At 32.9% G+C, this 26,473-nt stretch carries 23 protein-coding genes; 9 read left to right on the forward strand and 14 right to left on the reverse strand.

The genetic code is table 11. The features are described 5' to 3' along the window. Positions 1 to 55: 55 nt before the first annotated feature. The gene (gene recA / locus ACFQ1R_RS10865) at positions 56 to 1,069 is read right to left on the reverse strand and encodes a recombinase RecA (RefSeq protein WP_379926195.1); all 1,014 of its coding nucleotides are present in this window, start codon (positions 1,067 to 1,069) and stop codon (positions 56 to 58) included. 288 nt (positions 1,070 to 1,357) lie between these two features. On the opposite strand from recA, the gene trhO reads away from it, so the two are divergent. The 8 genes from trhO (at position 1,358) to ACFQ1R_RS10905 (ending at position 9,758) form a co-directional block, all read left to right on the forward strand. Continuing rightward, positions 1,358 to 2,425, forward strand: coding sequence for an oxygen-dependent tRNA uridine(34) hydroxylase TrhO (gene trhO, locus ACFQ1R_RS10870; protein ID WP_379926196.1), 1,068 nt, complete (start codon positions 1,358 to 1,360; stop codon positions 2,423 to 2,425). 11 nt (positions 2,426 to 2,436) lie between these two features. Next, a complete protein-coding gene (locus tag ACFQ1R_RS10875) occupies positions 2,437 to 3,681 on the forward strand; it encodes a peptidase U32 family protein (protein WP_379926197.1) in 1,245 nt (414 codons plus the stop codon). Then, positions 3,681 to 3,911, forward strand: coding sequence for a ferredoxin (locus ACFQ1R_RS10880; protein WP_379926198.1), 231 nt, complete (start codon positions 3,681 to 3,683; stop codon positions 3,909 to 3,911). The genes ACFQ1R_RS10875 and ACFQ1R_RS10880 overlap by 1 nt, the downstream gene beginning before the upstream one ends. Before the next feature lie 159 nt (positions 3,912 to 4,070). Further along, positions 4,071 to 5,330, forward strand: a complete 1,260-nt coding sequence (locus tag ACFQ1R_RS10885) for a PSP1 domain-containing protein (protein WP_379926199.1) — start codon at positions 4,071 to 4,073, stop codon at positions 5,328 to 5,330. After that, positions 5,317 to 5,811 carry a gliding motility lipoprotein GldH gene (locus ACFQ1R_RS10890; RefSeq protein ID WP_379926200.1) on the forward strand — a complete coding sequence of 165 codons (495 nt, stop codon included), beginning with the start codon at positions 5,317 to 5,319 and terminating at the stop codon, positions 5,809 to 5,811. Before ACFQ1R_RS10885 ends, ACFQ1R_RS10890 begins: the two co-directional genes overlap by 14 nt. Before the next feature lie 63 nt (positions 5,812 to 5,874). Further along, positions 5,875 to 8,208, forward strand: coding sequence for a penicillin-binding protein 1A (locus ACFQ1R_RS10895; protein WP_379926201.1), 2,334 nt, complete (start codon positions 5,875 to 5,877; stop codon positions 8,206 to 8,208). Between the two features lie 88 nt (positions 8,209 to 8,296). Next, positions 8,297 to 8,998: a CoA transferase subunit A gene (locus ACFQ1R_RS10900; RefSeq protein WP_379926202.1), complete on the forward strand. Its 702-nt coding sequence runs from the start codon at positions 8,297 to 8,299 to the stop codon at positions 8,996 to 8,998. Between the two features lie 106 nt (positions 8,999 to 9,104). After that, complete coding sequence (locus ACFQ1R_RS10905; RefSeq protein WP_379926203.1) at positions 9,105 to 9,758, forward strand: 3-oxoacid CoA-transferase subunit B; 654 nt, start codon at positions 9,105 to 9,107, stop codon at positions 9,756 to 9,758. Positions 9,759 to 10,060: 302 nt separating this feature from the next. On the opposite strand, the gene ACFQ1R_RS10910 is transcribed toward ACFQ1R_RS10905, so the two are convergent. The 6 genes from ACFQ1R_RS10910 to ACFQ1R_RS10935 all read right to left on the reverse strand — a co-directional run bounded on the left by ACFQ1R_RS10910 (position 10,061) and on the right by ACFQ1R_RS10935 (position 15,605). Continuing rightward, positions 10,061 to 11,740 (reverse strand): ABC transporter ATP-binding protein, encoded by a 1,680-nt coding sequence (locus tag ACFQ1R_RS10910; protein WP_379926204.1) that lies wholly within the window; start codon positions 11,738 to 11,740, stop codon positions 10,061 to 10,063. Next, entirely contained in the window at positions 11,741 to 12,454 is a 714-nt protein-coding gene (locus tag ACFQ1R_RS10915; protein WP_379926205.1) for a 3'-5' exonuclease, read from the reverse strand. After that, positions 12,451 to 13,596 carry a serine hydrolase domain-containing protein gene (locus ACFQ1R_RS10920; RefSeq protein WP_379926206.1) on the reverse strand — a complete coding sequence of 382 codons (1,146 nt, stop codon included), beginning with the start codon at positions 13,594 to 13,596 and terminating at the stop codon, positions 12,451 to 12,453. The genes ACFQ1R_RS10915 and ACFQ1R_RS10920 overlap by 4 nt, the downstream gene beginning before the upstream one ends. Before the next feature lie 60 nt (positions 13,597 to 13,656). Then, positions 13,657 to 14,136 carry a methylated-DNA--[protein]-cysteine S-methyltransferase gene (locus ACFQ1R_RS10925; RefSeq protein ID WP_379926207.1) on the reverse strand — a complete coding sequence of 160 codons (480 nt, stop codon included), beginning with the start codon at positions 14,134 to 14,136 and terminating at the stop codon, positions 13,657 to 13,659. Between the two features lie 20 nt (positions 14,137 to 14,156). Continuing rightward, positions 14,157 to 15,146, reverse strand: coding sequence for a porphobilinogen synthase (hemB, locus tag ACFQ1R_RS10930; RefSeq protein WP_379926208.1), 990 nt, complete (start codon positions 15,144 to 15,146; stop codon positions 14,157 to 14,159). Between the two features lie 72 nt (positions 15,147 to 15,218). Continuing rightward, positions 15,219 to 15,605 carry a YchJ family protein gene (locus ACFQ1R_RS10935; protein ID WP_379926209.1) on the reverse strand — a complete coding sequence of 129 codons (387 nt, stop codon included), beginning with the start codon at positions 15,603 to 15,605 and terminating at the stop codon, positions 15,219 to 15,221. 42 nt (positions 15,606 to 15,647) lie between these two features. Between ACFQ1R_RS10935 and ACFQ1R_RS10940 the strand changes: the two genes are divergently transcribed. Next, positions 15,648 to 18,275, forward strand: coding sequence for a DEAD/DEAH box helicase family protein (locus ACFQ1R_RS10940; RefSeq protein ID WP_379926210.1), 2,628 nt, complete (start codon positions 15,648 to 15,650; stop codon positions 18,273 to 18,275). Between the two features lie 10 nt (positions 18,276 to 18,285). On the opposite strand, the gene hemF is transcribed toward ACFQ1R_RS10940, so the two are convergent. The 7 genes from hemF to hemA are packed head-to-tail and all read right to left on the reverse strand — an operon-like array spanning position 18,286 to position 26,292. Further along, positions 18,286 to 19,188, reverse strand: a complete 903-nt coding sequence (gene hemF, locus ACFQ1R_RS10945; protein WP_379926211.1) for an oxygen-dependent coproporphyrinogen oxidase — start codon at positions 19,186 to 19,188, stop codon at positions 18,286 to 18,288. Next, complete coding sequence (locus ACFQ1R_RS10950; protein WP_379926212.1) at positions 19,188 to 19,925, reverse strand: EI24 domain-containing protein; 738 nt, start codon at positions 19,923 to 19,925, stop codon at positions 19,188 to 19,190. Before ACFQ1R_RS10950 ends, hemF begins: the two co-directional genes overlap by 1 nt. Continuing rightward, the gene (gene hemE / locus ACFQ1R_RS10955; protein ID WP_379926213.1) at positions 19,918 to 20,946 is read right to left on the reverse strand and encodes a uroporphyrinogen decarboxylase; all 1,029 of its coding nucleotides are present in this window, start codon (positions 20,944 to 20,946) and stop codon (positions 19,918 to 19,920) included. Before hemE ends, ACFQ1R_RS10950 begins: the two co-directional genes overlap by 8 nt. 31 nt (positions 20,947 to 20,977) lie before the next feature. Next, entirely contained in the window at positions 20,978 to 21,694 is a 717-nt protein-coding gene (locus ACFQ1R_RS10960) for a potassium channel family protein (RefSeq protein ID WP_379926214.1), read from the reverse strand. Between the two features lie 13 nt (positions 21,695 to 21,707). Next, a complete protein-coding gene (locus tag ACFQ1R_RS10965) occupies positions 21,708 to 23,450 on the reverse strand; it encodes a TrkH family potassium uptake protein (protein WP_379926215.1) in 1,743 nt (580 codons plus the stop codon). A gap of 15 nt (positions 23,451 to 23,465) precedes the next feature. Beyond that, entirely contained in the window at positions 23,466 to 25,040 is a 1,575-nt protein-coding gene (gene hemC, locus ACFQ1R_RS10970) for a hydroxymethylbilane synthase (protein ID WP_379926216.1), read from the reverse strand. Then, complete coding sequence (hemA, locus tag ACFQ1R_RS10975) at positions 25,033 to 26,292, reverse strand: glutamyl-tRNA reductase (protein ID WP_379926217.1); 1,260 nt, start codon at positions 26,290 to 26,292, stop codon at positions 25,033 to 25,035. The genes hemC and hemA overlap by 8 nt, the downstream gene beginning before the upstream one ends. Between the last annotated feature and the right edge of the window lie 181 nt (positions 26,293 to 26,473).

Below are 26,473 nucleotides of genomic sequence, written 5' to 3' on the forward strand. Positions count from 1 at the left end.
TAAATGGTTGCGTACTAAAGCAAAAAAAAAATCCCGAGTTATCGGGATTTTTAAATTATTCTGCTGCTGAAGCTGCTTTGGCTACTTGCCTAACCTTGGCTTCAAGCTCGTCCATAAGCTCTGGATTGTCTTTTATAAGTGCTTTTACTGCATCACGACCTTGTCCTAATTTTGTTTCGTCGTAACTAAACCACGAACCACTTTTTTTAACAATTTCATTTTCTACAGCAATATCTAAAACTTCACCAACTTTACTAATGCCTTCACCGTACATAATATCAAATTCGGCAGTTCTAAATGGTGGTGCTACTTTATTTTTAACCACTTTTACACGGGTTTTATTACCAGAAACGCTACCATCGGTTTCTTTTATTTGTGTAGAACGACGAATATCTAAACGTACCGATGCGTAAAACTTTAAAGCATTACCACCTGTTGTAGTTTCAGGATTACCAAACATAACACCAATTTTTTCACGTAATTGGTTAATGAATATTACTGTACAATTCGTTTTACTAATAGAAGCTGTTAGCTTTCTTAATGCTTGCGACATTAAACGTGCATGTAAACCCATTTTAGAGTCGCCCATTTCACCTTCAATTTCACTTTTTGGTGTTAATGCAGCAACCGAATCGACCACTACAATATCAATAGCACCAGAACGAATTAAATTATCGGCAATTTCCAAGGCTTGCTCACCGTTATCAGGTTGTGAAATAATTAAGTTTTCTAAGTCAACGCCTAATTTTTCGGCATAAAACCTATCAAATGCATGTTCTGCATCAATAAAAGCTGCAATACCGCCCGCTTTTTGCGCTTCGGCAATGGCATGTAATGTTAAGGTTGTTTTACCTGATGATTCTGGTCCGTAAATTTCAATTACACGTCCGCGAGGATAACCACCAACACCTAAAGCAATATCTAAACCTAATGAACCTGATGAAATGGCGTCCACATCAACAACTGCTTGGTCGCTCATTTTCATTACAGTACCTTTTCCGTAGGCTTTATCTAATTTATCTAATGTAAGTTTTAATGCTTTTAATTTTGCTTCTTTTTCGCTGCTCATTTTTATTTTTATTTTCTGAAGTAATGGATGCTAAAATACTATAAGTTTCGTCATCTTACAATTTTCTAACGCAACCTTTATCAACATTTTGCATCTATTATAAAATCGGGAAGGATATTGCTATGAAAACTTATCTAAGGAATACTTTAAAGTAGACTAACTCGAAATTATTCTGTAAAGCACCTACATAAAAAATAGGTGCTTTTTTTGTGTTTTACGTTGGTATTTTTCTAAAAATTGTACTTTTGCACTTTAAAATAATTCTTTAACCTTAAAAATTAGTATAGCATGCAACTGTACAATAAATTAAGCGCAAAAGAAAGAGCCGAATTAATTGACCAAGCAGGAAAAAGTCGATTAACACTTTCTTTTTACCAATACGCTAATATTGGAAATCCACAAATTTTACGCGATCACTTATTTCTAACTTGGGATAGTTTGGAAGTTTTAGGCAGAATTTATGTAGCACATGAAGGTATTAATGCCCAACTTTCGTTGCCAGCAGATCGTTTTAATGAATTCAAGAACCATTTAGATAGTATCGATTTTTTAAAAGATATTCGTTTAAATATTGCTGTTGAACAAGACAATAAATCGTTTTTAAAACTGAAAGTAAAAGTGCGCGATAAAATTGTAGCCGATGGTTTAAACGACGATACGTTTGATGTTACCAATAAAGGCATTCACTTAAAAGCGGAAGATTTCAATAAATTTATAGATGATGAAAACACTGTTTTGGTTGATATGCGAAACCATTACGAAAGTGAAATAGGGCATTTTAAAAATGCGATTACGCCAGATGTTGATACATTTAGAGAATCTTTAGATATTATTGAAGCCGATTTAAAAGACCACAAAGAAGATAAAAACCTAGTGATGTATTGCACAGGCGGTATTCGTTGTGAAAAAGCCAGTGCCTATTTTAAACACAAAGGGTTTAAAAATGTGTTTCAGTTGGAAGGCGGTATTATTGAATACACTCGTCAAATAAAAGAACAAAATCTTGAAAATAAATTTTTAGGACAAAATTTTGTATTTGATGATAGGCGTGCCGAACGTATAAGTGATGATGTAATTGCAAGTTGCCACCAATGTGGTGAACCTTTTGATGTGCACACCAATTGCGCAAACCAAGCCTGTCATTTGCTTTTTATTCAATGCCCAAAATGCAAGGAAGAAATGGAAAACTGTTGTTCAACAACCTGTATGGAAGTAAATAGACTACCTTTTGAAGAACAGAAAGAACTTAGAAAAGGCCAAGGCAACAGCAACGATATTTTTAAAAAAGGACGTGCAGACCATTTGCCATATAAAAAAGATTTAAGAAATATTTTTGATTATTTTCAAAAGAAATAATACCAAAAGTTATGCAGAAAATTGAATTAATGGCGCCTGCAGGAAATTTCGAATCGTTACAGGCAGCTTTAGATAATGGTGCCGATTCTATTTATTTTGGTGTTGAACAACTTAATATGCGTGCTCGAGCTTCTATCAATTTTACCTTAGATGATTTAGAAGAAATATCAAAACGTTGTAAAGCCAAAAATGTTAGAACCTATTTAACACTTAACACCATTATTTACGACCACGATTTATCAATCGTAAAAACCTTAATCAACAAAGCCAAAGAAGCTAATATTACAGCGGTTATTGCAATGGATCAAGCAGTTATTATGGCAGCGCGCGAGGTTGGTATGGAAGTGCACATTTCAACACAAATAAATATTACCAATATTGAAACAGTTAAATTTTACGCACTGTTTGCAGATACAATGGTATTAAGCAGAGAGTTAAGTTTAAGACAAGTAAAAAAGATAACCGAACAAATAGAAAAAGACCAAATAAAAGGACCTTCAGGCAAATTGATTGAAATAGAAATTTTTGGTCATGGTGCTTTGTGTATGGCCGTTTCTGGTAAATGTTATATGAGTTTACATGCCTATAATTCATCGGCAAATCGCGGTGCTTGTAAACAAAATTGCCGAAAAAAATATACGGTTATTGAGCAAGAAACTGGTTTTGAAATGGAGTTGGATAACGAATACATCATGTCTCCCAAAGATTTATGTACCATCGATATTTTAGATCAAGTAGCTGATGCAGGCATAAAAGTTTTAAAAATTGAAGGTCGTGGTCGTGCACCAGAATATGTTGCTAAAGTAATTTCGTGTTACCGCGCAGCTATTAATAGTTTAGAAAACAATACCTACGATAAAGAAAAAGTAATTTCTTGGATGCAAGACCTTGAAAAAGTGTACAATCGCGGTTTTTGGAATGGCTACTACTTAGGTCAGAAATTAGGTGAATGGAGTATAGGTTCGGGTTCGCATGCTACACAAAAGAAAGTATATATTGGCAAAGGCACACATTTTTTTCCAAAACCACAAATAGGTGAATTTAAAATTGAAGCGTTTGATATTACCATAGGCGACACCATTTTAATTACAGGACCAACTACAGGAGCCAAAGAAATTGAAGTGAATGATATGATGGTAAACGACCAAAAATTAAGCAAAGGCACCAAAGGCGATTTGGTAACAATTCCACTTGGTTTCAGAATTAGGCCATCAGATAAGTTGTATAAAATTGTTGAAAACAAAGTAGAAGCATAATGGTAGTTATCACCTTGCAACGCAGTAAATGTATTGGCTGTAATTACTGCGTAGAATTAGCACCCAATCAATTTCAAATGTCAAAAAAAGATGGGAAATCTGTTCTACTTCATTCTACAGACAAAAAAGGATTTTTCACTTTAAAATCAAATGAAAACGAGATTTTAGAAGCTTCAGAAAACGCTTCAAAAGCATGCCCTGTAAAAATAATTTCAGTTAAATTAGTGTAAAACAAGATTGAAAACAGATATTAGGTTTTAAAATTTCAGGATAATTTAGCAACTATTTTAAAGTAAGCATAATAATCTTATCTTTACCTTTTAAATTAATTATGAACCTTCTTCCGTTAAAACACTGGTTTTAAACGGAATCAATATATAAAAAAGCATATGGCTTGTAACAGTTGTTCAACTGGAAAAGACGGTCAACCTAAAGGATGTAAAAATAATGGCACATGCGGAACCGATAGTTGTAATAAACTAACGGTGTTCGATTGGTTAGCCAACATGTCACTTCCTAATGGCGAAAAACCATTTTCGTGGGTTGAAGTTCGTTTTAAAAATGGTAGAAAAGAATACTATCATAACACCGATAATTTAACATTAAGTATTGGCGATGTGGTAGCTACTCAAGCACAAGCTGGACACGATATTGGTATGGTTACGCTAGTTGGCGAATTAGTACGCGTTCAAATGAAACGCAAAAGCATATCTGAAACACCAGAAGAAATTTTAAAAATTTATAGAAAAGCTAGCCAAAAAGACATTGATATATGGCAAGAAGCGCGCGATAAGGAAGAACCAATGAAAGTGCGCGCACGCCAATACGCTATAGATTTGAAGCTAGAAATGAAAATTTCTGATATTGAATTTCAAGGTGATGCCAGTAAAGCAACTTTTTATTATACTGCCGAAGAACGCGTAGATTTTAGAGAACTTATTAAAGTATTTGCCCGCGAGTTTAGAATTAGAATTGAGATGAAGCAAGTTGGCTTTCGCCAAGAGGCTTCTAGACTTGGTGGTATTGGGTCTTGTGGTCGCGAATTGTGTTGCTCAACTTGGTTAACAGATTTCCGTTCGGTAAGTACATCGGCAGCACGTTATCAGCAATTATCATTAAATCCATTAAAATTAGCAGGACAATGTGGCAAACTAAAATGTTGTTTAAATTACGAGTTAGATAGTTACCTTGATGCTTTAAAAAGTTTCCCTAAAACTGAAATTAAACTACAAACCGAAAAAGGAACAGCCGTTTGCCAAAAAACCGATATTTTTAAAGGCCACATGTGGTATGCTTATGAAGGTGAATGGGCAAATTGGCACAAAATTACTACGGAACAAGCAACCGAAATTATTGCTTTAAATAAGAAAAATCAAAAAGTTATTAGTCTTGAAGAATATGCTTTAGAAGTTACTGAAGATACTAAAACCGAATTTGAAAACGTTGTAGGTCAAGATAGTTTAACACGTTTTGATAGTCCAAAACCAAACAAAAAACGTAAAAATAATAGACGCAATAATAACCAAGGAACTAAAAATACAGCGGCAGAAAATACTAATACAAACCAAAACCAAGGTTCAAAAAAAGGTGGTAACAGAAACAAGAAAAATAGGAACAAACCTCAAAATACTAAAAATGCTCAAAAATAGTGTGTCATTAGTTTTATTAGTACTGTTTTTTGTAGTTACATCATGCGATCCAAATCGAGTTTTTGATGTGTATGAACCAATACCAAACAAATGGCATAAAGATAAAGTAGTTAGTTTCAATATAAAAGCGCCCGACTCAACCAACGCTTACAATTTGTTTGTTAATTTAAGAAACACCAATGCCTATAAATACAATAACTTATACCTAATTGTTAAAATGGAATTTCCACACGGAAAAACAGTAACAGACACGCTAGAGTATAAAATGGCAGATCCCACAGGTAAACTTTTAGGTACAGGTTTAACCGATATTAAAGAAAATAAACTTTGGTACAAAGAAGGAGTAATTTTTAGAGAAAAAGGTGAATATAAAGTAAAAATTCAACACGCTATGCGCGAAAACGGTAAAGTAAATGGCGTTGTAGAATTGGAAGGTATTACCGATGTAGGCTTTAGAATAGAAAAACCTAACAAACAATAATAATTTAATGGCACTTCTAGTGTCTCAACTTTTTTAACGAGTCATATTTACAAAACAACGTACATGGCAACAAAAAAACAAACATCAGCAACTCAAGATTTTTCAAAATACATTCGTTGGTTTTGGATGACGTTTATAGGAGGCATTTTATTTGTAATTTTAATTTTCCTGTTAGCTTCTTGGGGGCTTTTTGGCGAGATGCCAGACCATACTGTTTTAGAGAACCCTAAAACAAATTTAGCTACCGAAATTATTTCTTCAGACGGAAAAACATTAGGAAAATTCTATTTAAATGATAATAGAACACCAATAGAATATGATGAGTTACCAAAGCATTTGGTAGAAGCCTTATTAGCAACCGAAGATGCTCGTTTTCACGACCATTCTGGTATTGATGCAGTAGGAACACTGCGAGCTATTGTAAAATTAGGTAGCGGTGGTGGTGCTAGCACCATTTCGCAGCAATTAGCAAAACAGTTATTTCATGGTGAAGGTTCTAAAAATAAGTTAGGTAGAATGACCCAAAAAATAAAGGAATGGATTATCGCAACCCGTTTAGAGCGCCAATACACAAAAGAAGAAATTATAGCACAATACTTTAATATTTACGACTTTTTAAATAACGCCGATGGTATTCGAAGTGCTGCAAGGATTTATTTTGGTAAAGAACCTAAAGAGTTAGATTTAAAAGAATCTGCAATGCTTGTAGGAATGTTTAAAAATTCATCGTTATTCAATCCAAGAAAGCGCCCAGAATTAACACGCGAACGCAGAAATGTGGTTTTAGCGCAAATGGTAAAGTATGATTATTTAGATGAAAAAGTTAAAGATTCACTTCAAAAAACACCTTTAGATTTAAACTACAACCCAGAATCGCATCGAGAAGGTATTGCTACTTATTTTAGAACCTATTTAGATGGTTTTATGAAAGATTGGATAAAGAACAACCCAAAGCCAGATGGTTCTAAATATAGTTTGTATAATGATGGTTTAAAGGTTTACACAACTATCGATTCGCGCATGCAATTATATGCTGAAAATGCGGTACAACAACACATGGAACGGTTACAAGCAGCCTTTTTTAAACAAAACACACCAGAGCGTAACAAAACAGCACCATTTATAGATTTATCACCTGAAGAAATCAAATCGTTATTAAGAAACGCCATGAAACAATCAGAGCGTTGGCGAAAAATGAAATACGATTTAGGCAAATCGGATAAAGAAATTGAAGCTTCTTTTTACAAACCAACAGAAATGACTGTTTTTGCATGGAAAAAAGGTAAGGCAACCGAGATTGATACACTTATGAAACCAATAGACTCTATACGTTATTACAAAACATTTTTACGCACAGGTATGATGTCTATGGATCCGCAAACAGGCCATGTAAAAGCATGGGTAGGAGGTGTTAATTACAGGCATTTTCAATATGATATGGTTAAGCAAGGTAAACGTCAAGTAGGGTCAACCTTTAAACCCTTTGTGTATGCTACAGCTATAGATCAGTTACATTATTCACCATGTGATGTATTTCCAGACACACCATTTTGTATAGAAGCAAATAAATATGGAAACCTACAAGATTGGTGTCCTAAAAATTCAGATGGTAAATATGGAGGTTCCAGAACATTAAAAGACGCGCTTGCAAATTCTGTAAATACAATTACCGCGAGGTTAATGGATAAAGTAGGACCACGACCAGTAATCGATTTAGTTAAAAAATTAGGCGTAGAATCTGAAATTCCTGCTGTACCTTCAATAGCTTTAGGGACAGCCGATTTAAGTGTTTACGAAATGGTAGCGGCATATGCTGCTTTTGCCAATAAAGGTGTTTACACAAAACCCGTAATGGTAACCACCATAGAAGATAAAAATGGTACAGTTTTATACCAATTTAAACCAGAAACACGCGATGTTTTAGGTGAAGAAGAAGCCTATGTAACCGTAAAATTATTACAAGGTGTTGTGGAATCTGGTTCGGGCGCAAGATTAAGAAGAGCTGGTGAACCTTATGGCGTTTACAAAGAAATTATAACCGGATTTCCGTATGCGTTTACCAACCCAATTGCAGGAAAAACAGGAACCACACAAAACCAAAGTGATGGTTGGTTTATGGGTATGGTGCCAAATTTAGTAACAGGCGTTTGGGTAGGTGCAGAAGATAGATCAGCACATTTTAGAAGCATTACGTATGGGCAAGGTGCTTCAATGGCATTACCAATTTGGGGCTTGTTCATGAAAAGTTGTTATACTGATAAAACCCTTGATGTTTCAACAGGAAATTTTGAAGTACCTAAAAACCTTTCCATAAACGTAGATTGTTCTAAAGCAACAGGTGATGGTAATAATGCAGGCGATTCTGGAGACACACCCGATGATTTAGATTTTGGTTAAATAGGATATTTAGTAAAATAAAATCATAAGCCATTCTTTTTAGAATGGCTTTTTTATTTTGTATTTTTAAGAAGAAAATTAAATAAGCATGATTAATAAAAAAGTAGCCAATGTTGAAGAAGCACTTCAAGGCGTTACAGATAATATAACGTGTATGGTTGGTGGTTTTGGGCTTAGTGGTATTCCAGAAAAGGCTATTGCTCAATTGGTAAAACTAGGTGTAAAGGGTTTAACCTGTATTTCAAATAATGCAGGTGTTGATGATTTTGGTTTGGGTTTGCTACTACAAAAACATCAAATAAAAAAAATGATATCATCCTACGTTGGTGAAAACGATGAATTTGAACGCCAAATGCTATCTGGCGAATTGGATGTAGAACTCATTCCGCAAGGTACGTTGGCAGAACGTTGTAGAGCAGCACAAGCAGGTTTTCCAGCCATTTATACACCTGCAGGTTATGGTACTGAAGTTGCCAAAGGTAAAGAAACCCGTGCGTTTGATGGTAAAATGTATGTGCTAGAACATGCTTTTAAAGCCGATTTTGCCTTTGTAAAAGCATGGAAAGGTGATGTTGCTGGTAATTTAATTTTTAAAGGAACTGCTAGAAACTTTAACCCAGTTATGTGTGGTGCAGCAAAAATAACGGTTGCTGAGGTTGAAGAATTAGTACCACTTGGTAGTTTAGATCCAAACCAAATTCATATACCAGGTATATTTGTTCAGCGTATTTTTCAAGGTAAAAACTATGAAAAACGTATTGAACAACGCACAGTTAGACAAAGAAATTAATTAAGTTAAAAGTTATAAGTACTTAAAGTGCGCTTAAGTTAAATTATTAAAGCGTTAGTTTAAGAACTTTAGGCACTTAAAACTTTAGGCACTTAAAACTTATAAAATGTTAGACAAAATAGGAATCGCAAAACGTATCGCCAAAGAAGTAAAAAATGGCTATTATGTTAATTTAGGAATAGGCATTCCAACATTGGTTGCCAACTATGTTCGTAATGATATTGAAGTAGAATTTCAAAGTGAAAATGGCGTTTTAGGTATGGGTCCATTTCCTTTTGAAGGAGAAGAAGATGCCGATGTTATTAACGCAGGAAAACAAACCATTACCACACTTCCAGGAGCTAGTTTTTTTGACTCTGCAATGAGTTTTTCCATGATTAGAGGTAAACATGTAGACTTAACTATTTTAGGTGCTATGGAAGTATCTGAAAATGGCGATATAGCCAACTGGAAAATACCAGGCCGCATGGTAAAAGGTATGGGTGGTGCTATGGATTTGGTAGCAAGTGCCGAAAATATTATTGTTGCTATGATGCACACCAACAAAGAAGGCGAATCTAAATTATTAAAAAAATGCGCGTTACCATTAACGGGTGTTGGTTGTGTAAAAAAGATTGTTACCAATTTAGCTGTTATTGAAGTAACTCAAAACGGATTTAAACTTTTAGAACGCGCACCAGGAATTTCTGTAGAATACATAATAAAAGCTACCGAAGGTACGTTAATCGTTGAAGGTGATATTCCAGAAATGGATATTTGAACACAGTTAAATTTTACTATAAATCTCACAAAATAGACATAAATGTTAAATATAAATGCATTACATCGATTTTTTATGTTTTTCAACTAAAATATGAAAAAATTGTTTCATCTTAGTAATCCCAAAGAAACCAAACAAAATAAATAGATTTCCCCAAATCTACCATAAACTTGAAGCCTATGAATTTTGCAACAAATCTACCTGAACAACCTACATTTACAGAAAGTAAATTCAAAGAAACACTGCGTTCTAATTTACAATTTTTAAAAAGTTTACTGTATTTAACTAAGAAGGTTTTTATGCTATAATCCTTTCGGAATAGCGTCTATTAACTTTTTTGTATAGTCTGTTTTGGGCGATGCATAAATAGCATCAGCATCGTCCAATTCTTCAATTTTACCTTTATTCATAACTAGTAGTTGGTCGCTCATATATTTTACTACTGCCAAATCGTGCGATATAAAAATATAAGTAAAACCAAAGCTTTCTTTAAGTTCGTTTAAAAGGTTTAAAACTTGCGCTTGCACCGAAATATCTAAGGCTGAAACCGATTCATCGCACACAATTAATTTAGGCTGTAACCCAATAGTGCGAGCAATACCAATACGTTGGCGTTGTCCGCCCGAAAATTCATGTGGATAGCGGTTAAAATACGCTTCTGATAGGCCTACTTTATTTAAAATATCAATTGTTTTTTCTTTTCGTTCGGCATCATTATTATAAAGCTTATGTACTTTCATGGGTTCCATAATAGCTTCACCCACAGGAATTCTTGGGTTTAATGATGAATAAGGATCTTGAAAAATAATTTGAATGTCTTTCCGAAGCTTCTTTATTTCAGCATTTGAAAGCTTCGTAATATCAACGGCATTATATAAAATTTGTCCAGCAGAAGCTTTGTCCAGTTGAAGAATGGCATTACCTAAAGTAGATTTTCCACAACCCGATTCGCCTACCAAACCCAATGTTTCACCTTCATAAAGCTTAAAACTTACATTGTTAACTGCTTTAAAAACACTTGGTTTTGTAAACCAACCAGATTTAGATATATATGCTTTTTCAACATTAATAACTTCTAATAAAGGTGGTTTGCTATATAATTTTTTGTGGTTTTGTTGACGTTCTTCTGCAGTTATAATATTGGTTTTAGTGGTATTGTTCAAATAATCTTGAATTGTTGGCAATACTTTTAAGCGTGTTTTTAAAGATGGACGCGAATTTATAAGTGCTTTTGTATAAGTGTGTTGCGGTGTTTTAAAAATGGTTAAAACATCGCCTTGTTCTACAATATCGCCTTTATACATTACTAAAACCCGATGTGCTATTTCGGAGATTAAAGATAAATCGTGTGTAATAAAAATAATGCTCATTTGGGTTTCAACTTGCAATTCTTTTAACAGTTGAATAATGTTTTTTTGAACCGTAACATCCAAAGCTGTTGTAGGTTCATCGGCAATTAAAATATCTGGTTTGCAACTTATTGCCATGGCAATCATAACGCGCTGTTTTTGTCCGCCCGAAATTTCATGAGGATAGGCATTGTAAACACGATTTGCATCAGGTAATTTTACTTTTTCAAAAAGATTTATAGTTTCCTCTTTTGCGGCTTGTTTAGATAGCTTGGTGTGTTGTAATAATATTTCTTGAACTTGTTTTCCGCAGGTCATAGATGGGTTTAAAGAACTCATAGGTTCTTGAAAAATCATCGCTATTTTTTTGCCTCGTATTTGCTGAAATGCTTTTGATGATAGTGTTGTTAAATCAAAATCATTATAAAGAATTTCACCCGAAGTTATTTTTGAAATTTTCTTAGGAAGTAAACCCAAAATAGCTAACGATGATACCGATTTTCCCGAACCTGATTCGCCTACAATACCCAATATTTCATTTTGATTTAGATGATAGGAAATGTTATGAATTACTTCGTTTTCCCCAAATGAAATGGAAAGATTTTTAATTGATAAAACAGTTTTTTGAGGCATTTATATATGAATAATTTCGTCTTCGGTTAATAGGTCATCACCACGCAAGCGTAAAAATATTTGAGCTACGGCAATAGTGTCTTTTTCGCAATAAATAATAATACGGTCTATGTTTTTTTCTTTATAAAATGTGGCATAAACCTCGCTACCATCAATATCATCTTTTGGTGATGGAATGCCTAATACATTGGTTAATAGCTTTAATGATGTATAGGTTTTATAATCGCCAAATTTCCACAATTCTAGCGTATCTAAATGTGGTACTTCCCAAGGTTTTTTGCCAAAAAGATTAAGTTTGTATGGCAATTCAATATTATTTATAATCATACGACGTGCAATGTATGGAAAATCGAATTCCTTACCATTATGTGCACAAAGTAAATGTTTTGTTTCGCTAAAATGTGAAATGAGCAAGTTTTTAAAATCTTTTAAAATTTTTGTTTCTGTTCCAAAAAACGACGTTACTCTAAAGTTTCTTATATCACCACGAAATGTAAAATACCCAACCGATATACAAACTATTTTACCAAATTCTGCCCAAATGCCTGCACGTTGGTAAAAATCTTCAGCGGTTTCGTTTTCTTTACGTTGGTATTGCGATTTATGTTCCCATAAGGCTTGTTTGGTTTCGTCTAAATCGGAGAAATATTGAACTTCAGGTACGGTTTCAATATCTAAAAAAAGTATGTTTTCTAAATGGATTTTTGAAATCATTTTCCAAGCATTTTGTAGGCTTCTTCTATATAAACGGAAATATCTTCAGTAAACTGACCAACACCTTCATCGGGCGATTTTCTGTGTCCTAAACGCACAATAATAACGTTATCATCAGGCTCTACAATAACGTATTGCCCTAAATGACCACGCATCATAAAAAAGTGTTTTTTGCCAATAGCTTTCATCCACCAACCGTAACCGTATTGCGGACTTTCCTTAAAGCGAGGCGTTATGCATTTAGCTACAAAACTGGAGTCTAATAATTGCTTACCATTCCATTTACCATGGTCTTTATATAATTTTCCAAAGCGAGCAAAATCTCTAGCATTACTAGAAATGCAACAAAATGCTTTAGCAAGCCTGTTTTTGCCATCATCTAATTGCCAAAGCGCATCATCTGTAGCTCCCATTGGTTGCCAAAAACTTTCCGATAAATAATTTGACAAACTTTTGCCTGTTGCTTTTTGAATAATCATGCCCAAAAGTTGTGTGTCGCCACTTAAATACTTAAATTCTTTTGCTGGAGTTTCAACTATTTTTTGGTTTAATATGGTTTCGGCTAAATCATCATCATAATTTGCTCGAGCGGTAATAGAAAACGGACCTGTATAATCTTCAACCCAATCTAAACCAGATGCCATAGAAGCTAAATCGCCAACTGTAGTTTTAGTGCCTTTGTATTCAGGATAAAAATCGCTTATAGGTTGGTCTAAACTTTTAATAAATCCATCCATAATGGCTTTTCCAAGCATTGAAGTAGTGATGCTTTTTGCCATTGAAAAGGAATTGGTTTTGGAGTTTTTATTAAAATCTTCATAATAAGTTTCAAACCAAATACTGTCGTTTTTAATAATTAAATAGGCTATTGTTCCCCAATCTTTATTAACTTTTGAAAGCGTATTGGTTGGTTCAACTGTGTTATAATTTTTGTGAATTGGCCACTCGCTTGTATTAGTTCCTTTTTTTATAGTATCATTTTCAAAATAAGGATAATCATCAATAAAGGCGGTATTATGACCTGTAAAATATACCACGCGAACTCCTTTTAATATGTAACTATAATCAAAAATATACAGCAGAAGTACAAGTGTTGCAATAACAATTACAATCCATTTAAGAAGTTTTTTTAAGAATTTCATTTTAACGTGTTTAGTTGAATTAAATATAGGAAATATTTTATGTATTTCTACTTAATGAATTTAAACTAAAATTAAAGACACTTGTTTAAATGGGTTTTCGTGCTCTAACAACCATTGTTTTCTGTGTAAACCACCAGCATAACCTGTTAAACTACCATCGCTACCAATAACTCGATGGCATGGAATTAGTATCCAAAGCGGGTTTTTACCATTTGCATTTGCCACAGCACGAATGGCTTTTACATCGCCTAGTTGTTTGGATAAATCTAGATATGATATGGTTTTACCATAAGGAATTTGCTCAAGGAGTTTCCAAACTTGTTTTTGAAAATTGGTACCTTCTGGGTTTAATGTTAGGCTAAATTGTTTTCTAGTTCCTTCAAAATATTCATTAAGTTGAATAACGCAGTCTTCTAAAACTTCAGGAATGATGTCGGTTATTTTTTCTTCGGAATTTAATATTGAAACGGAAGCAATACCTTCTTCATCACCAACAATTTTGGCAAACCCTAAAGGCGATTTGATGATGCATTCTTCCATTTAATTTTTAATAGTCTAATTTACGAAATTAATTTCACAACATCTTTAGCGAAATAAGACGCGATAATATCTGCGCCAGCACGTTTAAAGGCCATGGTGGTTTCCATCATTACTTGGTCGTGATTTAGCCAGCCTTTTTCGGCAGCAGCTTTTATCATGGCATATTCACCAGATACTTGATATACCGCAACGGGCACATCAACCTCGTTTTTAATATCTCTTAAAATATCAAGATATGAAAGTCCTGGTTTTACCATCACAATATCTGCACCCTCATCAATATCCATATTAGTTTCCTTGATGGCTTCTAAACGATTTGCATAGTCCATCTGATAGGTTTTTTTGTCTTTAGGAATGTTAACCATATCTACAGGTGCAGAATCTAAAGCATCGCGAAACGGACCATAAAATGCCGAAGCGTATTTTGCAGAATAACTCATAATACCTGTATTTATAAAGCCTTCATCTTCCAAAGCTTCACGAATGGTTAATATGCGACCATCCATCATATCACTTGGTGCTACAAAATCGGCACCAGCTTTGGCATGCGAAATGCTCATTTCTGCAAGAAAATTGGCAGTAGCATCATTTACTATCATACTGTTTTCAATAATGCCATCATGACCATAAATTGAATATGGGTCTAAAGCTACATCGGTCATAACCAACATTTCTGGGCAAGCATTTTTAACTGTTTTTATGGCGCGTTGCATCAATCCGTTAGGATTTAGGGCTTCTTTACCTTTGTTGTCTTTTAAATTATCTGGTACTTTTACAAATAGTAACACCGATTTTAAACCCAGCTTCCAAAGTTCTTTTACTTCGTTTTCCAATAAATCCAAACTGTAACGAAAGTAATTTGGCATAGATGGAATTTCATCTTTCACGCCTTTGCCTTCTACCACAAAAAGTGGCACTAAAAAGTCGTTTGGTGAAATGATGGTTTCTCTAACTAAACTTCGAATGGCTTCGTTGGTTCTTAAACGTCTATTTCTTCTTAAAGGATACATATGAAAAATTAAAAGTGTAAAGTTAAAAGTTTATAATTCATTACATGTTAAATACAGAAAAATTCAAATGCTTTATTCACTCAGTCCTAAATATTTCCAAGCATTATTTTCTTTTATAAAAGCGGATTTTTCGTGAATAACGTTCACTTTTCCGTGCTCGTAAAAATACGCATTAAATGTGACTGTGCCATCGGTATCGTTTTCATTTCCTTTGGAAGTTTCCAAAACTTCTAGTTTTATCCATTGCACCGATTTTGCCCATGCAACAATTGACTTTTTTTCTTTTATTGGTTTTGTTGAACTGTGGTGACTTTGCATTAAATAATCGCCATTTGCCAATACAAATGCAGAATATCTTGAACGCATTAATTGTTCGGCGGTTTTGGTTTTGCCCCCATTTTTATGGAAAACCTCACAACAATTATGGTAAGTTTTTAAATTTCCGCAGTAACAGGTCATAGATTTTCTATATTTGAAAAGATAAAAATACTAATTCTTAATATGCCCTTTAAAAATCTAGAGTTTATTTTTCCTTGGCGAAGTTATCAAGAAAAATTTATAAACAATATAAGCAGGCATATTGTTGACAATCATCTACATGTTGTAGCACCACCAGGCTCTGGAAAAACTATTTTAGGTATTGAAATAGTAAGGCGAATAGGAAAAAAAACATTAGTGCTTGCTCCTACACTTACTGTTAGAAATCAATGGGAAAATAGACTGCAAACTTTTTTTGTTGGAAATGAATTGTTTAATGATTTTTCATTTGACATAAATAACCCGAAAGCCATAACCTTTTCTACTTATCAATCGTTACATTCATTTTATAAAAAATTCGAACAAAAAGCAGAGTATCATGCCTTTTTTGAAAATGAAAAAATAGAAGCTATTGTTTTAGATGAAGCACATCATTTAAAAAATGAATGGTGGAAATGTTTATTTGAGTTGAAAAGAGATAATAACTTAACTATTGTAGCATTAACAGCAACACCACCGTATGATAGTGATGCGCTTGAAGTATCAAAATATTTTAGGTTATGTGGCGATATTGATGAAGAAATTACAGTACCAGACCTTGTAAAAGAAGGTGATTTGTGCCCGCATCAAGATTATATATATTTTTCTAAACCTGAAGAAAAAGAGATTCATTTTATTTTTGAATATAGGATGAGAATCTCAAATTTTATTGATGAATTAAAGCTGAATACCGAGTTTATTGCCTTTATAAACAACCATAGATTTTTAAAATCTACTCAAAAATATTTGAATGAGATTTATGGAAATCCAGAGTATTTTTCGGCAATTTTAATTTTTTTAAATTCCATTAATCAAGAAATTCCAGAAGAGAAATTATACATTTTAGGTTTTGAAAAAAATGAAAAAGTTGAATTTCCTGCTTTCACAAATAATTGGGCAGAAGTTTTGTTTCAAAACTTAATTGTATTGGATAGGCTTAATTTAATTGAAAAGGAATCGTTTTTAAATGAATTAGAAACAAAACTTAGACGCTTAAATATTTTTGAAAATAAAAAAGTTGATTTAATTGGCGATAATCAGTTATATCGTTCCTTGTCAAACAGCCCTAGTAAACTGCTTAGTATTGTTGATATAATTTCAAACGAATATTTAAATTTAAAAGCAGATTTGCGTGCTGTAGTTTTAACTGATTATATAAAAAAAGAATTTAAAATTACAGAAGATAAAGAGGTTCATTCAATTGATAGACTTGGTGTTATTCCCATTTTTCAACACCTTAGAATTAGTTCAGTTTCTAAAGTGGAAATAGCGGTATTAACAGGAACATTGGTTATTATACACAAAAATAATATAACGGCTTTTGGAAGTATAGAGTCTTTGGATAATTATAATTTTATTCCTTTTGAAACAGATATTGAATATGTTGAAATAGTTCCAAAAGCAGGCGCAAATCACTTAGTAAATACCATTACAAAACTTTTTGAAATAGGAAATATAAAAGTATTAATTGGAACAAAATCGCTTTTAGGTGAAGGTTGGGATGCGCCATCAATAAATACTTTGGTATTAGCTTCGTTTGTTGGGTCGTTTGTTTCATCTAACCAAATGCGAGGACGCGCTATTAGAACACAAAAAGGAAATTTAAACAAAACAGGCAATATTTGGCATTTGGTATGTTTAGATCCTACAGATATTAATGGAGGAAAAGATATTGAAACCTTGAAACGACGGTTTGATGCTTTTGTGGGTATTTCAAATTCTGAAAAAAACTATATTGAAAGTGGAATAGATAGATTGAGTATTCCTGATAGTTTCAATGATATAGATATTCAATCTTTGAATGATTACACATTAAATGAATCTAAAAAACGTGGTGTTTTAAAAGAAAGATGGAATAATGCTATTAGTTATGGTACAGGAATTTCAAGAGAAATAAAAAAATATTACACAGGAGATGAGGCTTATGAAACTGAAAAGAGTCAATCATTTAATGATGTAGTTCGCTATAGTTTTTTAGAATTATCGGTTGCACTTTCGTTTTTCTTACCTCAATTTTTGATAAAAAACTTAAATATTTTAATAACCAAGGGAGCTATGGCTTTTATGTATTCTTTGTTAACAGCTTTGGGGTTATCTTTTGGTTTGAAAACCTATAAATCGATAAAAAATTACATCCAATTTGGGTTGTTACATAAAGATTTAAAAAGAATAGCAGATGCACTTTTAAATAGTATGTACGATTTAAATATGATTACAACTAAAAGAGAGAATATTGTTCTTACCACAGATATTTTACCAAAAGGAGAAGTAGTTTGTGCTATAAAAGGTGCAACTGAAATAGAAAGTGCTTTATTTATAAATTCACTTCAAGAAATTATTGAACCGATTAAAAACCCACGCTATTTAATTGTAAAAAAGAATTGGTTTCGAAAGAATTTTGAAATTCAAAACTATTATTCTGTTCCTGAATTGTTTGGAGATAAAAAACAACGTTGTGAGTTGTTTTTAAAGTATTGGAAAATTCATGTAGGTGCATCTGAAGTTTTCTATACGCGCCATTTGGAAGGACGAAAAATATTATTAAAAGCAAGAATGTTCCATTTGTCAAATTCATTTAAAGAAACCACAAAAAAAGCAGTAATTTGGAATTAACGTTGAGACTTTACACCCAATCTTTAGGGTTTTTCAATACCTCTATAAGTTTTTCTTCGGCACTTCCAGCTTCTGGATGATGGTCGTAAACCCACTGTACATGTGGTGGTAAACTCATTAAAATACTTTCTATACGCCCGTTGGTTTTCAATCCGAAAAGTGTGCCTTTATCGTGCACCAAATTAAATTCTACATAACGTCCTCTTCGTATTTCCTGCCAATTTTTTTGTGCTTCTGTATACGTAAAATCTTTGCGTTTTTCAACAATAGGCACATAAGCTTCTAAAAAACTATTGCCAACTTCGGTAACGAAATTGTACCAATCTTGCATAGTCATATCATTTGTAGCTTTACAATAATCGAAAAACAAACCGCCAATACCTCTGCCTTCTTCACGATGGGCGTTGTAAAAATATTCATCACAACGTTTTTTATAAGTTGAGTAAAATTCAGTATTATGTTTGTCACATGAATTTTTACAGATTTTATGAAAATGAATAGCATCGTCTTCAAAAAGATAGTAAGGCGTTAAATCTTGTCCGCCACCAAACCAGCTATCTACAATGTTTCCGTTTTCATCATACATTTCAAAATAACGCCAATTGGCATGTACGGTTGGTGCCATAGGGTTTTTTGGGTGAAGCACTAAACTTAAACCACAAGCAAAAAAATCGACTTCACCCACATTAAAATAGGCTTGCATTGATTTTGGCAATTTTCCATGAACACCAGAAATATTAACACCGCCTTTTTCAAAAACGTTGCCGTTTTCAATTACGCGGGTTCGTCCGCCACCGCCTTCTGGTCGTTTCCAAATATCTTCTTTAAAGGTTGCTTTACCATCAATAGCTTCTAATTTTGAAGTGATTGTATCTTGAAGTTTTTGAATGTATGCGTAAAATTTATCTTTCATTATTTTTTTAATTGTAATGCTTCAACCGTTTTTACTGAAGCCGCCGTTACTGAAAGAGGTAATACCAAAATAACACCAATAACAGGAATTAACAAAAACAACATAAAAACGATGCCGTTTCCAATGGCTAAACCACGATGTTTTTTAACAAATCGAATACTTTCATTGTATTTAAAATGACGTTCTAAAGTGTAATCCATATTACCAAAACCAGCATAATAGGCTTGCACTAAAAAAAGTAAAACAGTAGATAAAATACCAATAAACGGTATAAAACCTAAAAGCAAAATTGGAATGGTTAACAGTAATTCTAGGCTTAAATTTCTAATATTTATACGAATACCTCGCCAAAGTTGTTCTGTGAATGATGTTTTACGGTGTATATTGGTTTCACCAACTAAATGATTTTCTATTTTTTCGGAAACTGGACTCATAAATGGAGCAGATAAAGCCATTATGATGTGTTTGTAAAGAATTAATCCAATTACAATTATTGAAAGCCCAATTATAATTTGCAATATGATTTTTAACCATGAAGAACCTGTCCAGCTTGGGAACAAGCTTGATAAGTAATCTGCAATATTATCTGAAAAACTATAAGCAAATACGAAAATAAATATTGCTGTTAGAAAACTTATAAGCATAGGAATTGCAAAATATTTCCAGAGTTTTAGTTTTGAAATTAAACTAAATGCTCCAAAATAGGCTTTAATTCCTATGAAAACATTTTTAAGCATTATACTCTTTTACAGCATCTACAAACGCCTTGGCGTTGTCTAAAGGAATGTTAGGCAAAATACCATGACCTAAGTTTACAATGTATTTATCTTTACCAAATTCATTAATCATTTTAGTTACCATTTTCTTGATTTCAGCAGGTGGTGATAATAAACGTGAAGGGTCAAAATTACCTTGAAGTGTTATATTTCCTCCAGTTAAATAACGTGCGTTTCTTGCAGAACACGTCCAGTCTACTCCTAAAGCAGAAGCACCAGATTTTGCCATATCGTGTAATGCAAACCAGCAACCTTTGCCAAATGCAATTACAGGCGCATCATCTTTTAAAGCATCAATAATTTGTTGTATGTATTGCCATGAAAATTCTTGATAATCAACTGGCGACAGCATACCACCCCAAGAATCGAAAACCTGTACGGCATTACAACCTGCTTTTACTTTTTCTTTAAGATAAGCAATAGTAGTATCGGTTATTTTTTGAAGTAAGGTATGTGCAGCTACAGGATTTGTAAAGCAAAATTCTTTGGCTTTATCGAAGGTTTTACTACCTTGACCTTGCACGCAGTAGCACAAAATAGTCCATGGTGAACCTGCAAAACCAATTAAAGGAATGTCGTCATTCAATAATTCCTTTGTTGCTTTTATAGCTTGGTAAACATAGTTTAAAGCTTCTTTAACATCTGGAACAATAACATTTTCTACATCTTTAGTCGTGCGAATTGGGTTTGGTAAATACGGACCAAAATTTGGTTTCATTTGTACCTCAATATTCATAGCCTGCGGAATAACCAAAATATCGCTAAATAAAATAGCGGCATCCATACCATATCTGCGAATAGGTTGTACTGTTATTTCACTTGCTATTTCTGGTGTTTGGCAACGTGTAAAGAAATCGTATTTTTCTCTAAGTGCTATAAATTCTGGCAAATAACGACCTGCTTGACGCATCATCCATACGGGTGGACGGTTTACTGTTTCTCCTTTTAATGCTCTTAAAAATAAATCGTTTTTTATACTCATATTATTGGTTTCTTGTTTTACAAGATGGTTTTTATATGTTTTTATTTCTTAAATCGTACTCTTCTTCACCCATGCAATAATTTTCGATATCTTTATTATTGCCATAAACTACTAAAATATCTTTTTCTAGAACTAAAGTGTCGGGCGATGTTCTACCAATAGTTTCTTTAATAATTGTTTTTTTACCTATTAAGTTTTTCTTTTCTTTCTCGCGAATAATGGTAATAAGTGTTAAACGATATTTATCAATAGAATCTAGTTCTTGTAATGTTTTGCCAAAAAATTCTGGTTTTGCTTTTACTTCAGAAATGGTATAATTGTCGTCTAGTTGATAATTTTCTAAAGTCGATTTAAAGTTTATTTGCTTAGTAAGTCGGTCGGCTGAATCTTGTTCTGGGTGTACAATACTGTGTATTCCCATAGCTTCTAAAACGGTATCGTGAATAGGTGATAAGGCTCGACTAATAATTTTTACATCACTTAATTTTTTAATAATAGCGGTTGTAATTATGGCTGCACCTTCGTTTTCGCCTATGGCAACAATAACCTTGTCGGCATCTTTTAATGGTAAAGCTTCATAAGCAAGTTCGTTTGTAGAGTCCATACAAATGGCATGCGAAATTTTATCTTTCACAAGGTTAATTTTGTCCATTTGTTTATCTATTGCAATTACTTCGTTGCCTGTTTCGGTTAAACTTATTGATAAAGCCATACCGAAATTTCCAAGTCCGAAAACAATTATTTTCATTTTTAAAAACTTATTAGTTAATCAAAATATTTTCTTTTGGTAGCTCATAAAATTGATGATTTACTTGACGCAGCAAACCAATCATTAAATTGAGCATTCCTATTCTACCTATAAACATTACGGCTATTATAATGTATTTACTAGCTTCGGTAAGCGAAGGTGTATAGTTTAAACTTAAACCAACGGTACTATATGCCGAAAAACATTCAAACACAACAGTTAATAATGGCGTGTCTTTAGGTTCAAAAATTAGCAATGCCATAATAGAAATACCAATAACTATTAATGAAATACACAAAATAGCAAAAGCTCTTGATGTTGATTCTGCTGAAAAACGTCTTCCAAAAATTTCTATTCTACTTTTTCCTTTAGCTATGGCAAGAATGTTTAAAGTAGCCAATGCAAAGGTACTGGTTTTTATACCACCACCAGTTGATGCTGGTGAAGCTCCAATCCACATTAAAAATATAACAAATAAAAGTGAAGGCACTGTCATTTGTGTATAGTCAACAACATTAAATCCTGCGGTTCTGGGTGTTACCGAACTAAAAGCGGCATTAGTAATTTTACCAAAAATGGTTTTATGGTCTAATAGCGTGTTATTGTATTCTGATATAAACAAGAAAATCCACCCAACAATAAGTAAAATAAAGGTTGTGTAAATTACTATTTTAGAATTAAGCGTGATAATAGGAACACGTTTATGAATTATTTTTTTATTGCATAACTCTAAAACGTATGTTTTTACATATTTATAGAAATTGAAAATAATGTGATACCCAAGTCCTCCAAAAACGATAAGTATCATAATAATCCATTGGAAAAAATAGTTAAAACGAATACTTTGATCGAATAATCCAGATGAGAATATAGAAAAACCAGCATTACAAAATGCGGAAATTGAATGAAAAATAGAAAAGAAAAGTTTGTTGGTTATAGAAGTATTGGTTGATACTGAAAAGTAAATGAAAATAGCGCCAATTATTTCAACAGCAACGGTAAGCATAACTACATTTAATGCAACTCTAAAAACATCTTTTAAGCCATCTTGCGCTAAAAAATCTTTAGTGTTTAAACCTTCTTTAAAAGAAGAACTTCCTCGGAAGAAAAATGCGAAAAACGATGTAAAAGTTAAAATACCTAAGCCTCCTAATTGAATTAATACCAAAATGATTGATTGTCCAATAATTGTAAAATCTAAACTAGTATCTACAACTGCTAAACCGGTAACACAAACGCTACTTGTGGCTGTAAATAAGGCGTTAGTAAAGCTAATGCCATTAGTTGTAGCACTAGGCAGCATGAGTAGAAATGCACCAGCTAAAGCAAGTATTATAAAGCTACCTACAAATACAATTGCAGGATTAAAATAGACATCGTAAATATGCCTTACCAAAACTAATAAGCGTAAAAGGAAGTATAAAATTAAACCACCTTCTAGTACGGGTTTTATTTTTTGTAGAATATCATCATATGTTTCACCTATGTTGGCTATTGAAACAATTAATGAAGTAACAAGTAAAACAGAAATGATAATAATGTTTACAAATGCTACATTTTTAAAGCGTTTGTATTTATATTTTATAAACTTAAAAACATTAAAAAAAAGTAAAAAAAACAGAAGTATTATAAGTCCAACTACATGCGGTGTTGTGAAATTTTCGGCAAAATCATAACCAAAATCAAATACAATAAACAAGAGAACTATAATATCAAAAAAACGATATAAATAATTTAATAACGATTCTCTTTCCATGTTTAAAGCAATGGTTTATAGATAGTTTTCGTTCACTAATTCAATAACACTTTCAACGGTTGGTACTTTGGCAATTCTAACATCTTTAAAATGCTTTTTAGCTTCAGTAGCTGTTGTTTCCCCAATACAAAATGCAATGGCTTCAGTATTATTTTTTGCAATATAACTTTCAACAGTTGATGGGCTATAAAACATAACACCTTCAATAGTTTCGGGTATTTTTATGCCATCAAATTTAGTTTGATATGCTTCAACTTCGGTTACTTTTATATTATTTTTTTCTAAAATAGTTGGTAAATCATCTAAACGTAAATCGCTACAAAAATAAGTAACACTATTACCTTCCATATAATCTACAAGGTAGTTGGCTAGTTTTTTTGCGCTATTTTCAAAATGAGTAACCTTGCCTATTTTAGTTTCTACAAGCTTTTTAGTACGTCTGCCAACACAGTAAATGTTTTTAAACTGAAGTTCAATTGCAGAATAATTGGTAATTAACGATTCAACAGCATTTTTACTGGTAATTACCACGTTTTCAATTTCATTTTTTAAAAATCGTGGATGAATTCTGTTGAGGCTTATCTTTATAAAATCTGAACTTTCAACCGTTACCTTTTCATGAAACAATAAACGCTGCGCTTCGGTAAATGATTTTGTTGAATATACGTTGGTTTTTTTGTTGGCATTTTTAATAGCATCCATTAAGCGATTGCCACCACGTTCAATAATAAAATTGGCGCAAAAGTTGGCAATATCATGGTGTTCGCCTACTTTTTTAACACGTGTAACATCAATTCGTTTGGTGCCATCTACGCTTAGTAATACGCCTTTAAAGTGTACTTCTTCATTTTTTATAATGGCTAATGCACCAATGGGTGCAGTACAACCACCTTCCAATTTGTTTAAAAATTCGCGTTCAATAGATGTGCAAAGGCTGGTTTCTTCGTGGTTTAATTCAGCACAAGCGGTTTTTACAAAATCATCTTCTGCTAAAGCAGTTATCATAATAGCACCTTGTGCTGGTGCTGGAATCATCCAGTCTAGGTTTATAGCTTCTTCTGGTCTTAAACCTATTCTACCTATGCCTGCAGCGGCAAAAATAGCACCGTTCCATTCATTATCTTGTAGTTTTTGTAGACGCAAATTTACATTTCCGCGTAAATCTACTACGGTATGTGTAGGGAATCGGTTTAGCCATTGTGCACGTCTGCGTAAACTTCCAGTTGCTATAACTGCATCTTTAGAACCTAAAAACTCTTCATTGTTTTTAAAAACGAGTGTATCGTGCACATTACCACGTTTTAAAACAGCTACTTGTACTATACCTTTTGGCAATACGGTTGGTACATCTTTTAACGAATGTACTGCAATATCTATATCATGGTTTAGCATGGCAATATCTAAGGTACGTGTAAATATGCCTGTAATACCTAATTCGTAAAGAGGTTTGTCTAAAACTAAATCGCCTGTAGATTTTACAGGCACTAATTGTGTTTTATAACCTAAATTTTCAAGTTGACTTTGTACTATTTTGGCTTGCCATAACGCTAATTCGCTATCACGCGTACCAATTCTTATAATTTTAGACATGTGTTGTGGGTTCTAACTGAAACACTTTTTTTATGAGTTCCAGACTCTCATCGGTAGGAATGCCATCATCTTTTAAATGATGTGCAAAGTGATTTGTTATTTTTTGTATAATACTATTGCTAATTAATTCTGCCTGAGCTTCATTAAAATCGGTATTTTTTTTGCGTTGTGTATCTAATTCCGCAGCAGCAAAATCGTGCAATTTATCTTTTAAAGCTTTAATGGTTGGTGCAAATTTTCTAGTTTCTAACCAATCGTTAAATTCAGCCTTTACTTCTTCAATAATAGCTTCAGCAAATGGAATATGTGCTTTTCTAGCCTCTAAAGTTTTATCTGTAATTTGCGATAAATGGTCTAAATGAACTAACGAAACGTTATCCAATTCTTCCACATTTGCATCTACATTTTTTGGGATAGATAAATCTAAAATTAAAAGCGGTTTATGGGTTTGAATAATGTGCTTGTCAATAGTAGGGCGTTGTGCACCTGTTGCTACAATTAAAATGTCAGATGTATGAATTTCTTCTTGTAAATTAGCATAATCTTTAACTACTAAATTGAATTTTCCAGCAATTTTTTCAGCTTTATCTTTCGTTCTGTTTATTAAAGTAATGTGCTCGTTTTTGGTGTGTTTTACTAGGTTTTCGCAGGTGTTTCTTCCAATTTTACCGGTTCCAAAAAGTAAGATGTTTTTGTTTGAAATATCTTGAACGGTATTGAAAATATATTGAACAGAAGCAAAAGACACCGATGTTGCACCCGATGAAATTTCGGTTTCATTTTTAATACGCTTACTAGCTTGAATAACAGCATTTACCAAACGCTCGGTAAAATGGTTTAGTAAACCAAATTTTTTTGATTGACGCGCACTTATTTTTAACTGACTAATAATTTCAAAATCGCCCAGAATTTGGCTATCCAAACCAGAACCAACACGAAACATATGGGCAATGGCATCGTTATTTTTATAAACGTATGCTACTTTTTGAAATTCTTCAACAGTACCTCGCGTGTTTTCACAAAGTAATTGAATCAATTGAAAAGGATGTTCTGCAAAACCGTAAATTTCTGTACGGTTACATGTTGAGGTTACCACTAAACTTTCAATAGCATTCTCTTTAGCTTGATTAAGTAACGCTAATTTGGCGGCTTCATCTAAGCTAAAATGACCTCTTACATCGGCGTCAGCTTTTTTATAGCTCAAGCCAATGGCGTAAAAGTATTTGCTTTTAGAAATGTTATATTGATGCATTATTTTTTCCAATAATTCAGAAAGCAAATGTATATTTATGAAAAGTAAAAAAATAACGCTGAAAGAACTTTTAGTGTCGTTTGTGGTTTTTTAGTGTGTTTTTTCATGAAAATATGATATTTGTCATACTTTTGTAGTAATAGCAACGATTTTAAAGCAATTAATTTAGAACAAATCTAAA

The organism is Mariniflexile jejuense (genome assembly GCF_042675665.1).
In the GTDB taxonomy this organism is placed as follows: Bacteria; Bacteroidota; Bacteroidia; order Flavobacteriales; family Flavobacteriaceae; genus Mariniflexile; species Mariniflexile jejuense.

What these genes read in the sequence shown, in the direction of transcription:
- recA (WP_379926195.1), bottom strand. Translation starts at nt 1,069, where the DNA reads ATGAGCAGCGAAAAAGAAGCAAAATTAAAAGCATTAAAACTTACATTA.
- trhO (WP_379926196.1), top strand. Translation starts at nt 1,358, where the DNA reads ATGCAACTGTACAATAAATTAAGCGCAAAAGAAAGAGCCGAATTAATT.
- ACFQ1R_RS10875 (WP_379926197.1), top strand. Translation starts at nt 2,437, where the DNA reads ATGCAGAAAATTGAATTAATGGCGCCTGCAGGAAATTTCGAATCGTTA.
- ACFQ1R_RS10880 (WP_379926198.1), top strand. Translation starts at nt 3,681, where the DNA reads ATGGTAGTTATCACCTTGCAACGCAGTAAATGTATTGGCTGTAATTAC.
- ACFQ1R_RS10885 (WP_379926199.1), top strand. Translation starts at nt 4,071, where the DNA reads ATGGCTTGTAACAGTTGTTCAACTGGAAAAGACGGTCAACCTAAAGGA.
- ACFQ1R_RS10890 (WP_379926200.1), top strand. Translation starts at nt 5,317, where the DNA reads ATGCTCAAAAATAGTGTGTCATTAGTTTTATTAGTACTGTTTTTTGTA.
- ACFQ1R_RS10895 (WP_379926201.1), top strand. Translation starts at nt 5,875, where the DNA reads ATGGCAACAAAAAAACAAACATCAGCAACTCAAGATTTTTCAAAATAC.
- ACFQ1R_RS10900 (WP_379926202.1), top strand. Translation starts at nt 8,297, where the DNA reads ATGATTAATAAAAAAGTAGCCAATGTTGAAGAAGCACTTCAAGGCGTT.
- ACFQ1R_RS10905 (WP_379926203.1), top strand. Translation starts at nt 9,105, where the DNA reads ATGTTAGACAAAATAGGAATCGCAAAACGTATCGCCAAAGAAGTAAAA.
- ACFQ1R_RS10910 (WP_379926204.1), bottom strand. Translation starts at nt 11,740, where the DNA reads ATGCCTCAAAAAACTGTTTTATCAATTAAAAATCTTTCCATTTCATTT.
- ACFQ1R_RS10915 (WP_379926205.1), bottom strand. Translation starts at nt 12,454, where the DNA reads ATGATTTCAAAAATCCATTTAGAAAACATACTTTTTTTAGATATTGAA.
- ACFQ1R_RS10920 (WP_379926206.1), bottom strand. Translation starts at nt 13,596, where the DNA reads ATGAAATTCTTAAAAAAACTTCTTAAATGGATTGTAATTGTTATTGCA.
- ACFQ1R_RS10925 (WP_379926207.1), bottom strand. Translation starts at nt 14,136, where the DNA reads ATGGAAGAATGCATCATCAAATCGCCTTTAGGGTTTGCCAAAATTGTT.
- hemB (WP_379926208.1), bottom strand. Translation starts at nt 15,146, where the DNA reads ATGTATCCTTTAAGAAGAAATAGACGTTTAAGAACCAACGAAGCCATT.
- ACFQ1R_RS10935 (WP_379926209.1), bottom strand. Translation starts at nt 15,605, where the DNA reads ATGACCTGTTACTGCGGAAATTTAAAAACTTACCATAATTGTTGTGAG.
- ACFQ1R_RS10940 (WP_379926210.1), top strand. Translation starts at nt 15,648, where the DNA reads ATGCCCTTTAAAAATCTAGAGTTTATTTTTCCTTGGCGAAGTTATCAA.
- hemF (WP_379926211.1), bottom strand. Translation starts at nt 19,188, where the DNA reads ATGAAAGATAAATTTTACGCATACATTCAAAAACTTCAAGATACAATC.
- ACFQ1R_RS10950 (WP_379926212.1), bottom strand. Translation starts at nt 19,925, where the DNA reads ATGCTTAAAAATGTTTTCATAGGAATTAAAGCCTATTTTGGAGCATTT.
- hemE (WP_379926213.1), bottom strand. Translation starts at nt 20,946, where the DNA reads ATGAGTATAAAAAACGATTTATTTTTAAGAGCATTAAAAGGAGAAACA.
- ACFQ1R_RS10960 (WP_379926214.1), bottom strand. Translation starts at nt 21,694, where the DNA reads ATGAAAATAATTGTTTTCGGACTTGGAAATTTCGGTATGGCTTTATCA.
- ACFQ1R_RS10965 (WP_379926215.1), bottom strand. Translation starts at nt 23,450, where the DNA reads ATGGAAAGAGAATCGTTATTAAATTATTTATATCGTTTTTTTGATATT.
- hemC (WP_379926216.1), bottom strand. Translation starts at nt 25,040, where the DNA reads ATGTCTAAAATTATAAGAATTGGTACGCGTGATAGCGAATTAGCGTTA.
- hemA (WP_379926217.1), bottom strand. Translation starts at nt 26,292, where the DNA reads ATGCATCAATATAACATTTCTAAAAGCAAATACTTTTACGCCATTGGC.